The sequence below is a fragment of the Providencia xihuensis genome, assembly GCF_041953405.1.
GTDB lineage: Bacteria > Pseudomonadota > Gammaproteobacteria > Enterobacterales > Enterobacteriaceae > Providencia > Providencia vermicola.
Map to the genome: position 1 here is coordinate 590,997 of NZ_CP169565.1, position 12,196 is coordinate 603,192.

Below are 12,196 nucleotides of genomic sequence, written 5' to 3' on the forward strand. Positions count from 1 at the left end.
CCTTGCCAATAACACAAGGGTATTCATAGAATATTAGTAGCCGCGTTCTAAAATCGTCTTTAAGAACCTTGAAGTGTGGGACTTCTCACATTCGGCCACCTCTTCTGGTGTACCCGCGATGAGAATTTCACCGCCGCCGCTACCCCCTTCAGGGCCTAAATCAACAATCCAGTCTGCTGTTTTAATCACATCAAGGTTATGTTCAATGACGACAATGGTATTGCCTTGATCACGTAACTGATGCAGAACGACTAAAAGTTGTTGAATATCAGCAAAGTGTAAGCCTGTCGTTGGTTCATCCAAAATATAAATAGTTTGCCCTGTACCGCGTTTGGAGAGTTCCTTAGCCAGCTTAACACGCTGGGCTTCACCGCCTGATAACGTGGTCGCTGATTGGCCAAGACGAATATAGGATAACCCTACATCCATCAAGGTTTGCAGCTTACGAGCAAGGGCAGGAACCGCATCAAAAAACTCACGGGACTCTTCGATAGTCATATCGAGAACCTCATGAATGCTCTTACCTTTGTATTTGATTTCCAAGGTTTCGCGGTTATAGCGCTTACCTTTACACTGGTCACATGGCACGTAGACATCAGGCAAGAAGTGCATCTCAACCTTGATAACGCCATCACCCTGACAGGCCTCACAGCGCCCGCCTTTCACGTTAAAACTAAAGCGGCCTGGGTTATAACCGCGGGTACGGGACTCTGGCACCCCTGCAAATAACTCACGAACAGGAGTAAACACACCGGTATAGGTCGCAGGGTTAGAGCGCGGTGTTCGCCCTATTGGGCTTTGGTCAATATCAATGACTTTATCGAAATGTTCCAAGCCCTCAACATCCAAATAAGGTGCTGGGGTAATGGTGGTTGCCCCATTGAGTTGGCGCTGGGCAATTGGGAATAATGTGTCGTTAATCAGTGTGGATTTACCTGAGCCAGATACGCCCGTAATACAGGTAAATAACCCGACTGGCACTTTTAAAGTCACATTTTTCAGGTTGTTACCTTTTGCGCCAAACACAGTGAGCATTTTGTCTTTATTGACAGGAACTCGCTGTTTCGGAATTTCAATTCGTCGTTCACCGCTTAAGAACTTACCTGTTAAGGAGTCAGGATTCGCAACAATATCTTCTAATGTACCTTGGGCGACAATTTGACCACCATGTACCCCCGCACCTGGGCCAATATCAATCACATGATCAGCGGCGCGAATAGCATCTTCATCGTGCTCTACGACGATCACGGTATTGCCTAAATCACGCAGGTGGATCAAGGTTTCTAACAGGCGATCGTTATCCCGTTGATGCAGGCCAATTGACGGTTCATCAAGCACATACATCACACCCACTAAACCTGCACCAATTTGGCTAGCAAGGCGAATACGCTGTGCTTCACCACCTGATAAGGTATCTGCGGAACGTGACAAACTTAAGTAGTTTAAGCCAACGTTAACTAAGAATTTAAGGCGGTCACCAATTTCTTTCAGTACTTTTTCAGCAATTTGCGCGCGCTGGCCACTGAGTTTTAAGTTTTGGAAAAACTCCATCGCATGGCCAATACTGTAATCTGCGATTTCAGGTAACGTGGTGTTTTCAACAAATACAAAGCGTGCTTCTTTACGTAAACGCGTTCCATTACAGGAAACACAAGGGCGGTTACTGATATATTTTGCGAGTTCTTCACGAACGGCGGTGGATTCGGTTTCTTTATAACGGCGCTCCATATTATTGAGAACACCTTCGAATGGATGGCGGCGAACGGTAATATCCCCGCGATCATTACGATATTTAAACTCAATGGTTTCTTTGCCTGAACCGTACAAAATGATTTTTTGCACTGCAGGGCTGAGTGAATCATAAGGGGCTTCAACATCAAACTTATAGTGCTCAGCCAATGACATTAGCATCTGGAAATAATAAAAGTTACGACGATCCCAGCCGCGAATAGCGCCGCCTGCTAAAGAAATTTCTGTGTTTTGTAACACGCGTTCAGGGTCAAAAAATTGCTGAACGCCTAAACCATCACAGCTTGGGCAAGCCCCAGCTGGGTTATTAAAGGAAAACAGACGCGGTTCTAGTTCCACCATGCTATAGCCACAAACGGAACACGCAAAGTTTGCAGAGAAGACCAGCTCTTCTGCTTGTGGATCGTCCATATCGGCAACAACAGCGGTACCACCAGAAAGCTCTAGCGCGGTTTCAAATGACTCAGCTAAACGTTGCGCGATGTCATCGCGGATTTTAAAGCGATCAACCACGACTTCAATGGTGTGCTTTTTCTGTAATTCGAGTTTAGGGGGATCAGAAAGATCGCAAACTTCCCCGTCAATGCGTGCGCGGATATAACCTTGGCTCGCTAAGTTATCGAGTAATTTAACGTGTTCCCCTTTACGATCTTTGACGACGGGAGCAAGTAACATCATACGGCGATCCATTGGCTGCGCTAAAACATTATCAACCATCTGGCTGACGGTTTGCGCTGCTAATGGAATATCATGATCAGGGCAGCGAGGCTCACCAACCCGCGCAAACAATAACCGCAAATAGTCATGAATTTCAGTGATGGTTCCCACGGTAGAACGTGGGTTATGTGAAGTGGACTTTTGTTCAATCGAAATCGCAGGAGAGAGCCCTTCAATATGGTCTACATCAGGCTTTTCCATTAAGGACAGGAACTGGCGCGCGTAGGCAGAAAGTGACTCAACATACCGGCGCTGGCCCTCTGCATACAGGGTATCAAAGGCTAAAGAGGATTTTCCAGAGCCTGACAAACCCGTGATAACAATCAGTTTATCACGAGGAATAACGAGATTGATGTTCTTCAGATTATGCGTGCGTGCGCCGCGGACTTCGATATTATCCATTTACCACTTCCCGGATGATTTGATATTGAACAATCGCAAGCGATCATTATCACATATTTTTCCCTGAATGGATATACAGTACTCGTTATATTTTCTGGCCTGTACCGATTTAAATTCGCTGTGTTGTTGGCTGCGCTTAGTTGCGTAGTAGTAAGCTCCCTACGATGCATTCATTTACCGACTAGCTGTATTCAGAATCGAATGTTTTGAGGTGAAAAATACAAAATTACAAACAAATTCAAGGGGAAAAATAATTTGTTGGAAGGCGTGCTACTGAGAGAATAATTTTGTGTCTATACTGAAAAAAGTGCTCTGGGATTTCACTTAATTTTGGAAAGCGTTTCGCAAGTTTAAATATGCAATTTCAATTGTTGGTGCAAATCAGTTCGGTCATTGGTAAACTTCAAGGCTAATCCAGAGATTAAAATTCAATGCATCAGGAGCAATAAATGGCCAGCAGAGGCGTAAATAAAGTAATTCTTATCGGTAACCTAGGGCAAGATCCTGAAATCCGTTATATGCCTAACGGCGGAGCTGTGGCAAACCTGACTCTGGCAACTTCTGAAAGCTGGCGCGATAAGCAAACTGGCGAGATGCGTGAAAAAACTGAATGGCATCGCGTGGTGATTTTCGGCAAATTAGCTGAAGTTGCAGGTGAATACTTGAAAAAAGGTTCACAAGTCTATATCGAAGGGTCTTTGCAAACGCGCAAATGGCAAGACCAAAGCGGTCAAGATCGCTACACGACGGAAGTGGTTGTGAATATTGGCGGTTCTATGCAAATGTTAGGTGGTCGTGGCGGTGATGCGCCATCACAAGGCCAAGGTGGTCAAGGTGGTTGGGGTCAACCTCAACAGCCACAAGCTGCACAACAATTCAGTGGTGGCGGTGCTGCACCTGCACGCTCACAAGCGCCAGCACCACAAAATAATGAGCCACCAATGGATTTCGATGACGATATCCCGTTTTAATTTGTTATTTTAATAACTATAAATATATAAAAGGCTTCCTCGTGAAGCCTTTATTCTTTTATATTTTAAATATAACTATCAAATAAAAATTTTTTATTAAGATAATAAAATAAAAAATGGTTATAAACCTTAAGGGATTATTAATTTTTTTATCAAAAATAAATAATAAAAAAGCTCCAGTAATTAACTTACTTGGAGCTTTGTATTGAAGGTGGAATAAAAAGGGTAAGTACAAATTTTATTTTCATATTGCGTATCAGGCTACTTTAGGTTCCAGTAGTAAAGGGTCATTCTGACTTTCACCGGAAATTCGGTAGACTGATGGCGACGTACCTAAATAAGCGCGGAATCGCTTTGCAAATGATTGCTGGGAGTCAAATTGGTATTTTAATGCAATATCAATTACTTGTAGTTCTGTGGTGCAGAGGTCTTTTGCTGCTTCACAAATCCGCCTTCGACGAATATATTCACCTAAAGGTATCCCGACAACCTTACGAAACACTCTTTGTAAATGCCATTTTGTATATCCAGATTTTAGTGCAATATCATCCAGTAATAGACGACTGGTTAAGTTCATTTCAATCCAAACTATTATTTCATTAACAACTGTAGATTGAAATTCTGTGTATTTCCCATTATAGGGAACAGGGATTTCTTTATACATAATGTTTTTCCTACGAGTTACTTTTTAATCATATCCTTCATTAAGTAAACAGCCAATAAATAAATACTAAACAAATAGGAATACAGGCTGTTAATTTGTTAAATGACATTAATAGCAAATTTTAATTAATCTCTAACCAGTAGTGTTTGCCTTAAGATAATATATTTATCAGGAATCGAGTAAAACGAGTGATAACTGAACCTCGATCCTACAATAAGCATTACAATCACCAGGATCGAGACAGTTCATACGGATCAGTGTGTTGGAATATATTTTTTAAGTCTCCAAAAACTGAGCAAAATAGCGATGGAAATTATAATGGATAGTATATTCATCGCTTGCCAGCCAATGGTGAAAAAGAGAATGCCAGCCCCGAGGCTGCCAATGCCGCCAAAAAAGTAGATCAGAAAATCAGTTGTTCCTTGCACTTTTGCTCTTTCATGAACTTCATAGCTGTGGGGCAGTAAATTGGTGGTGCTGATTAAAAGTAAATTCCAAGCTATCCCAACAAAAATACCAGAGAGCAAATAGTGATAAAAACCATTACCTAGTAAATTCATCACAGCAGATAAAATCAATAAAATGATGCCACATAAAATAATGCGTTTTGCCCCTAAATGCTGAATTAATGTCCCTGTGAAAAATGAGGGAGCAAACATACCCAATACGTGAAACTGAAACACGATTGCGATTGATGAAAATGGAAAATCATGTTGCTTCATCGAGAGTGGAATAGAGGCAAAAGTAAAGACGACAATCGCATAACCAATGGCACTCACAATCGCGATTAATTTCAGTATTGGCTGTGAATACAATGTCTTATAGCTTCGTTTAATTAAATTTTCATCGAGTGGTACTTTCACCATTTTTTTCAATGGCACAATGAGCAATAAAATAAATGCGATAACATAAATACCCGCTAACGTAGCAAAAGGGCCTGCAAACGGATATTTTGCAAAAAATCCTTGGGTCATAATAGCCAGTGTTGGGCCAATTAAGGCAGCGGCAATACCACCACTCATCACAAGACCAATCGCTTTAGCGCGCAGTGAAATAGGGGCTTCTTCGATAGCAGCGAAGCGAAATTGTTGTGCAGTGCCAATCGCAATTCCAGTGAAAAATAAACCTAGGGAGAAATAGATTAAATTACTTTCTAAAACCCCAAAAATCGATAATCCAGCACCAATTAGCCCGCCAATGTTTCCGATAATAAACCCAATTCTTCTTGAATATTTTTGCATCAAAAAGGCAATAGGGATTGTTGCGAGTATCAAACCAACATACTGACTTAACAGGGGAATTGTGGCATGTTTTGGGTCAGTTGCTAAGTTTTCGCCAATCACAACAGCAACTGAAAGAACAATGGCATTCCCTGTTATAAATAATGCAAGTGTGGTGGCTAACCACCAAACAGACCTTGGCATAGAGACCTCTTTCTTATAAAAATCAAATAAAATCAATTTATTGAATATGAATTTTGTTCACATCGTCATATTCTTTGGCTCTATGCTACAACTTCAAGTTAACTTTAAGTCAAGTGATAGGTTGGGGATGTTTTAATAGTTAATTCTGCTTTATTTTGATTTAAATTAAGATGATGGCTCTGATATGGTTGAATGTGATGAGGCTCGCATTTAGGAGGGATGAGAACTGAAAAACGAAAAAATGATTGTCAGAGTAACAAAATTATGTTTTCTTAAAGGGAGTTAAGAAAACAACAAAAAATTAAACAAACAGACTAAAACAGGAAAACCCCGTGAACATGACTTTTAATCACTTAAACCTACTACTAACCGCGCCACGTGCTGCGGTGGTCGTGCGTGTGGTGGTGGTCGTGGGCTTAGCGCCGTAACGGGTACAAATCAACGCAGATTTAGAAACCCCGCCGGCGCAAACCGAGCGGGGTTTTTTATTCTCTCTCGCTCAAATCCGCAGGCTAGCAAAGGATAATTATGATGAGCGAATCGGGCAACACATCACCACAGAAAACGCGTTTTACGGGCGCAGAATTAATTGTACATTTACTGGAAAAACATGGTATTACCATTGTTTCTGGCATTCCAGGTGGGGCAGCTTTGCCTTTTTATGATGCATTAGGAAAAAGCAAAAAAATTCGCCATATTCTTGCTCGTCATGAGCAAGGGGCGGGTTTTATTGCTCAGGGTATCGCTCGAACAACAGGCAAAGCCGCTGTGTGTATTTCGTCGAGTGGCCCTGGCGCAACCAACTTAGTGACTGCAATTGCTGATGCAAAACTAGATTCTATTCCACTGGTTTGTATTACGGCACAGGTGCCTTCTTCAATGATAGGGACAGATGCATTCCAAGAAGTTGATACTTATGGTATTTCTATTCCAGTTACCAAGCATAACTATTTAGTTCGCAGCATAAATGATTTGCCACAGGTGATTTGCGATGCTTTTCGTATCGCTGAATCAGGCCGTCCAGGGCCAGTTTGGATTGATATACCGAAAGACGTTCAAACCGCGACTATTGAGTTAACCGAGATACCTGACATTTTACCGAAAGATAAAGCGCCAAATTTTGATATGGAAAAAGTACTCCAAGCGGCGCAAATGATCAACGAAGCTAAACGTCCAGTGCTGTATTTTGGCGGTGGTGTGATCAGCTCTGCTTCAACAGAAACGGCGATTGCATTTGCAGAAAAGGCTGCTTTGCCCACAACCATGACCTTGATGGCATTGGGTACTGTGCCTATGCGACATCCTTTGTATTTGGGAATGTTAGGTATGCACGCCGCGGCAAGTACCAATATGGTGATGGAAGAATCAGATTTACTGATTGTTATTGGAGCACGCTTTGATGATAGAGCCATCGGAAAAGCTGAAAAATTTTGCCCTAATGCCAAAATTATTCACGTTGATATTGATAAAGCGGAAATCAGTAAAATTAAGCGTCCAGACATTGCTATCCATGCTGATGCAGGGCAAATTTTGGAATTATTGTTGCCATTGGTTGAGCGAAATACGCGAAATGAATGGATCAAACGAGTCGATGAGTTAAAAGCAAAATACCCATTAAACTTAAGCGATGCAGATAACCCATTAAACCACTATGGTTTGGTGTTAGCTGCGGCTCGTGCCGCGGGTGAAGAGGCCATTGTCACAACCGATGTTGGTCAGCACCAAATGTGGGCTGCACAAGTTTATCCGTTGTCTCGCCCTCGCCAATGGTTAACTTCAGGCGGTTTAGGCACGATGGGCTTTGGTTTACCTGCTGCGATTGGTGCTGCTTTGGCTGAACCTGAAAAAACCATCGTATGTTTTTCTGGTGATGGTAGCCTGATGATGAATATTCAAGAATTAGCGACAGCAGCTGAACATCAATTAAATATCAAAATCGTTTTAATGAATAACCAAGCGTTAGGTATGGTTCATCAGCAACAAGATTTATTTTTTGAAAACCGTATATTTGCTGCAGCTTATCCGTACCAAACTGACTTTATTAAGATAGCGGCAGGCTTTGGTTTACAAACCTGTGATTTGAATAATGAGGCAGACCCTGCAATGGCACTGGAAGCGGTTATGAATACCAAAGGCCCTTGTTTAATACATGCCCTGATCGATGTGAATCAGAAGGTATATCCAATGGTTCCGCCAGGTGCCGCTAATATTGATATGATTGGAGCGTAATTATGGTACTTGAACACCACCCAATTGCTTTAGAGTTAATTGTGCGTAACCACCCTGGCGTTATGTCTCATATTTGTGGCCTATTTGCTCGTAGAGCATTTAACGTAGATGGCATTCTTTGTATGCCAATTAAAGATAAAGACGAAAGCCGCATTTGGTTATTAGTCCAAAAAGACGAACGCTTATCGCAAATGATTAATCAAGTCGAAAAACTTGAAGATGTTAGGGAAGTACGTTTTAGCGATAATTTACAGCTGTTTGAAACAATGCAAAATTATTTGCAGTAATTCTTAAACTTGGTTTTTCAAATAAGCTCATACTTTGGTATGGGCATATTTTTTAGCCAAATAATGTTGAATCAGGGTTTCTTAAAACGAACGAAAGTGATATAACATCAAAAGATAAACAAATAGTTTCTCAGTTTATGATGAAGAATAAAGGGAACAAAAACGATGCAAAACAATATCTATCTTTCGAATACCTATCAATATGAAGTAGAGACAATGTTAGTTAATACAGGCCATGATGAGGAGGGTGAGTGGATTGCACTTGAAGATAATATTTTTCATCCTCAAGGCGGCGGTCAACCTGCGGACACAGCCTGGGTTAATGAATTTAGTGTTCGGATAAAGAAACACTTGAATGGGTTAATTGTTGCTTATTTACCTGAATGCGCTTCTCTCAATGCTGAGGAAAGGGTTATAGCAAAAGTTGATAGTGAGAAACGCCGACGCTATGCTGCGCTTCATACTGCAGGGCATTTGTTAAATTGGGAATTACGTCGTTTTGGCTGGATGGCACAAAAAGGGCATCATTTCCCAGATGAATCAAGAGTAGAGTTTACTATGATGGAAAATCAAGTAACCCCTTTTGAAGAACTTGATAGCGCTGAAATTGAAGGCATTATCAATCAAAGTTTACAAAGTGCCCGTAAGGTTGATATTAAGCAAAATGGTGAAATGCGGATAAGCTATATCGACCAAACAGAAGATATGCCATGCGGAGGGACGCATGTCGCCTCGTTAGATAATATTTGCCATTTTTCAATTAAGTCGATGAAATTTAAAAAGGGAACGTTACGTATTAGCTATGATGCACAGCATGTTACAGTTTAAACGCCATCACTAAGATGTGAATATGTCATCACTACAGTTGCTTGAAGTTCACCATCCATACATAAGTAGGAATGTGGAAAATCGCCGCTAAATGCATAAAAATCCCCTGCTTCTAAGACAATATTTTGATCGTTGTTTAAGCGTAACATGAGCGAACCTGAATTAACCATAATATGTTCGTGGGTTCCCGTCATGTGAGCAGGGCTATTAATGATTGCGCCTCGTTTCATGGTTAGCTGCCAGATTTCCGAGATATTTCCCATGCTGATACGAAATTTAAATTGCTGAGAGTACTCGCTTTCATCACTCGGTGTAGATTTTACAAAATAAGGGTAGGCTTCATGTTGACGCGTAAATAAATCGCTTAGCGGAAATCGCAGTGCTATAGCAATGGACTCCAATGTATCGATACGTGGGTTTGAATCCCCAGATTCTAATTTTGAGAGCGCCGCTTTAGATATGCCTGAAAGGCGAGAAAGTTCGTTAAGTGAAAGATTTCTCGCTTGTCTAAGTAAACGAATTTTTTGGCCAATTTTTATATTAATTTTTTTATCCATGTTGTGTCTTTCCTTGAATATTGGTCTATTGTGCTAATTCTACATCACTCAGCGAATCAAATCACATACTCTTGGTTATCCATACTATTTCAATGCGTTATTTAATTTTTTGATAGAGATTTGAATTTTTAAAAATGAAAAAAATAAAGCTATTTAATAAATCTGATAATAACTATAGTGAGGGCGTTAAAAACTTTCGGAGTTAAGCGCTATGCCGTTTGAATTATTCTCACCAGAAATGGCGATTTGTTTTACGACGTTGTTGTTTGCCTATATTGTTTTTGGAATGGCGGGCTTTGGGTCTGCACTGATTGCTACACCTGTACTCGCGTTGTATTTACCTCTGAATATGATCGTTCCCATTTTAGCGTTAATTGATTTAACGGCTGCGGTATTAAATTTACTTAAAGATGGAAAAAATGCGGATTATCAGGAAATAAAATGGATTATTCCCCTAATGATAGTGGGAAGTTTAATTGGCGCAGCGATTTTATTAAAAACACGACCAGATATATTAGTTTTGTTATTAGGGCTGTTTGTTATTGGTTATGTGTTAAATGCTTTCTTATCAAAAAAAAACAAAAAACCGTTTTCAAAAGCACTCGTTGTCCCTTTTAGTTTGATTGGCGGGGTTTTTAGCGCGTTATTTGGGAGCGGTGGTTTTATTTATGCAATGTATTTATCCAGTCGGATTGAAGATAAACAGCGTTTTCGTATCACCCAAATGACACTAATTGGTTTTAGTACGCTAACACGTGTGGTCATTTTTTTGGTTATGGGAGTGTACCTTAACCTTGATACTTTATTGATTGCATTAGCATTCTGTCCAGCAATGTTGCTTGGAACTTGGTTGGGTAGGCACATTACATTAAAAATCACCCGTGAAGCTTTTTTGAAAATTATTAATCTAGTGATTTTAGTTTCAGGCATAGCCTTGTTATATCGATATTTCTTTGTTCTTTAATTATAAATACCCGTTAAAACACAAATTTATTTTATAAAGATAAATAGCAGAATATAGGCGGCATGCTACAATCACCGCTGGCATTATTAGGTTTATTGATAATGCGGCGGTTTTTTATATTATTAATAATTAATTTTATGGAGTTAAAATCTAATTCTTTGATTAAGTATTTAGATTAATACCAAAATGAGCTCTGATAATCAGTGTTTACACAATTTTCGACATTCCCCTTCATTTGCTATTTTTACGATTACGACCAGTATTGCCGTTATTGGCATCGTCATTGGGTTAAGTATTCCAATGGTAGCTTTGAGATTAAATAACTATGGTGTGAATGAACTCACCATCGGTATTATTTCCGCTGCGCCAGCTTTAGGGATGTTTTTAATCGCGCCTGTTGTACAGCGTATTGTGCAATGGTCAGGCAAGCGCAAAGCGATGTTAATTGCCACCATTATTTCAGGTATTAGCTTATTACCGCTATTAAGTACGCTACCTCTTTGGTTATTATTTCCTTTACGATTGATAACAGGGCTTGCCAGTGGTGTCATGATTTGCTTAGGCGAAACGTGGATTAACGAATTATCGCCTGAAAACAAACGTGGACGGATCCTCGCGATTTATACCACGGTATTTACTGTGAGCCAGCTACTTGGGCCTTCTTTTATTGCTTATTATGGTGTAGAAGATAAATCCCCTTTGCTTATTTGTACCCTTATCCATTTGATTTCGGTTGTGTTATTTATATTAATGGATCAAAAAGTAGGTGATCGATTGTCCGCTACAGCAGAAAAATCAAATTTTTCTATTATCCAGTTTGTGAAAGTTGCGCCTGGAATTTGTGGGGGAATATTATTTTTCGCCTTTTTTGATGGCACGATTTTATCCATGTTCCCTATCTATGGGATGGGGATGGGACACACAGAAGCGGTGGCTGCACTGATGATTAGCGCGATTTTAGCGGGTGATGCAATCATGCAGCTACCTTTTGGCTGGCTTGCTGACCACATGAATCGGGAGAAACTCTATCGGATCTGTGGTGTTGTAACATTGGCAGCTAGTTTCTTATTACCATTTACCATTACTCAGCCTTATTTAATTTGGGTATTGTTGTTTGTATTGGGAGCAACTGCGGGGGCAATTTATACCATTGCGTTGGTGCAGATTGGCCAATATTTTAAAGGGAATGAGCTGATTATTGCGAATGCGGCAGCAGCGATGTTGTGGGGGATTGGTAACTTATCTGGGCCTCTGCTCGCAGGGGTGGCGACATCAATTTCACCATCAGGCCTACCTATTTTATTGATTTTGTCTGCGGCTATTTTTTTGTGGTTTACCCGAGCGAAATACAGTGCGCAAGTTACTGAGCAAGCGACATATTAATTTTAGCGGGTGAATTAGCAC

General features: G+C 40.5%; 11 protein-coding genes. 7 read left to right on the forward strand and 4 right to left on the reverse strand.

The window, feature by feature from the left end; genetic code table 11:
* Positions 1-33: 33 nt before the first annotated feature.
* A complete protein-coding gene (gene uvrA, locus ACE2AL_RS02540) occupies positions 34-2,868 on the reverse strand; it encodes an excinuclease ABC subunit UvrA (RefSeq protein WP_272516346.1) in 2,835 nt (944 codons plus the stop codon).
* A 449-nt stretch (positions 2,869-3,317) separates the two neighbouring features.
* On the opposite strand from uvrA, the gene ACE2AL_RS02545 reads away from it, so the two are divergent.
* Entirely contained in the window at positions 3,318-3,839 is a 522-nt protein-coding gene (locus ACE2AL_RS02545; RefSeq protein WP_206086322.1) for a single-stranded DNA-binding protein, read from the forward strand.
* A 256-nt stretch (positions 3,840-4,095) separates the two neighbouring features.
* On the opposite strand, the gene ACE2AL_RS02550 is transcribed toward ACE2AL_RS02545, so the two are convergent.
* Both ACE2AL_RS02550 and ACE2AL_RS02555 read right to left on the reverse strand, forming a co-directional pair.
* The gene (locus ACE2AL_RS02550) at positions 4,096-4,503 is read right to left on the reverse strand and encodes a helix-turn-helix domain-containing protein (RefSeq protein ID WP_206086323.1); all 408 of its coding nucleotides are present in this window, start codon (positions 4,501-4,503) and stop codon (positions 4,096-4,098) included.
* 254 nt (positions 4,504-4,757) lie between these two features.
* Positions 4,758-5,927 (reverse strand): MFS transporter, encoded by a 1,170-nt coding sequence (locus tag ACE2AL_RS02555; RefSeq protein ID WP_375083947.1) that lies wholly within the window; start codon positions 5,925-5,927, stop codon positions 4,758-4,760.
* 338 nt (positions 5,928-6,265) lie between these two features.
* Here ACE2AL_RS02555 and ivbL point away from each other — a divergent pair, with 338 nt between their 5' ends.
* The 4 genes from ivbL to ACE2AL_RS02575 all read left to right on the forward strand — a co-directional run bounded on the left by ivbL (position 6,266) and on the right by ACE2AL_RS02575 (position 9,271).
* Complete coding sequence (gene ivbL, locus ACE2AL_RS02560; protein ID WP_206086368.1) at positions 6,266-6,355, forward strand: ilvB operon leader peptide IvbL; 90 nt, start codon at positions 6,266-6,268, stop codon at positions 6,353-6,355.
* Positions 6,356-6,458: 103 nt separating this feature from the next.
* Positions 6,459-8,156 carry an acetolactate synthase large subunit gene (gene ilvB, locus ACE2AL_RS02565; RefSeq protein ID WP_206086369.1) on the forward strand — a complete coding sequence of 566 codons (1,698 nt, stop codon included), beginning with the start codon at positions 6,459-6,461 and terminating at the stop codon, positions 8,154-8,156.
* Between the two features lie 2 nt (positions 8,157-8,158).
* Positions 8,159-8,443 carry an acetolactate synthase small subunit gene (gene ilvN, locus ACE2AL_RS02570; protein ID WP_047756595.1) on the forward strand — a complete coding sequence of 95 codons (285 nt, stop codon included), beginning with the start codon at positions 8,159-8,161 and terminating at the stop codon, positions 8,441-8,443.
* 165 nt (positions 8,444-8,608) lie between these two features.
* Positions 8,609-9,271 carry a hypothetical protein gene (locus ACE2AL_RS02575; protein WP_206086325.1) on the forward strand — a complete coding sequence of 221 codons (663 nt, stop codon included), beginning with the start codon at positions 8,609-8,611 and terminating at the stop codon, positions 9,269-9,271.
* On the opposite strand, the gene ACE2AL_RS02580 is transcribed toward ACE2AL_RS02575, so the two are convergent.
* Entirely contained in the window at positions 9,268-9,828 is a 561-nt protein-coding gene (locus tag ACE2AL_RS02580) for a helix-turn-helix transcriptional regulator (RefSeq protein WP_206086326.1), read from the reverse strand. The genes ACE2AL_RS02575 and ACE2AL_RS02580 overlap by 4 nt on opposite strands.
* 211 nt (positions 9,829-10,039) lie before the next feature.
* Here ACE2AL_RS02580 and ACE2AL_RS02585 point away from each other — a divergent pair, with 211 nt between their 5' ends.
* Together ACE2AL_RS02585 and ACE2AL_RS02590 are read left to right on the forward strand one after the other, a co-directional pair.
* Positions 10,040-10,792, forward strand: a complete 753-nt coding sequence (locus ACE2AL_RS02585) for a sulfite exporter TauE/SafE family protein (protein ID WP_206086327.1) — start codon at positions 10,040-10,042, stop codon at positions 10,790-10,792.
* Between the two features lie 186 nt (positions 10,793-10,978).
* Positions 10,979-12,175, forward strand: a complete 1,197-nt coding sequence (locus ACE2AL_RS02590; protein WP_272539570.1) for an MFS transporter — start codon at positions 10,979-10,981, stop codon at positions 12,173-12,175.
* Positions 12,176-12,196: the final 21 nt, after the last annotated feature.

Bases quoted from the DNA above. Each gene is read 5' to 3' on its own strand.
- uvrA (WP_272516346.1), bottom strand. From the start codon at position 2,868: ATGGATAATATCGAAGTCCGCGGCGCACGCACGCATAATCTGAAGAAC.
- ACE2AL_RS02545 (WP_206086322.1), top strand. From the start codon at position 3,318: ATGGCCAGCAGAGGCGTAAATAAAGTAATTCTTATCGGTAACCTAGGG.
- ACE2AL_RS02550 (WP_206086323.1), bottom strand. From the start codon at position 4,503: ATGTATAAAGAAATCCCTGTTCCCTATAATGGGAAATACACAGAATTT.
- ACE2AL_RS02555 (WP_375083947.1), bottom strand. From the start codon at position 5,927: ATGCCAAGGTCTGTTTGGTGGTTAGCCACCACACTTGCATTATTTATA.
- ivbL (WP_206086368.1), top strand. From the start codon at position 6,266: ATGACTTTTAATCACTTAAACCTACTACTAACCGCGCCACGTGCTGCG.
- ilvB (WP_206086369.1), top strand. From the start codon at position 6,459: ATGAGCGAATCGGGCAACACATCACCACAGAAAACGCGTTTTACGGGC.
- ilvN (WP_047756595.1), top strand. From the start codon at position 8,159: ATGGTACTTGAACACCACCCAATTGCTTTAGAGTTAATTGTGCGTAAC.
- ACE2AL_RS02575 (WP_206086325.1), top strand. From the start codon at position 8,609: ATGCAAAACAATATCTATCTTTCGAATACCTATCAATATGAAGTAGAG.
- ACE2AL_RS02580 (WP_206086326.1), bottom strand. From the start codon at position 9,828: ATGGATAAAAAAATTAATATAAAAATTGGCCAAAAAATTCGTTTACTT.
- ACE2AL_RS02585 (WP_206086327.1), top strand. From the start codon at position 10,040: ATGCCGTTTGAATTATTCTCACCAGAAATGGCGATTTGTTTTACGACG.
- ACE2AL_RS02590 (WP_272539570.1), top strand. From the start codon at position 10,979: ATGAGCTCTGATAATCAGTGTTTACACAATTTTCGACATTCCCCTTCA.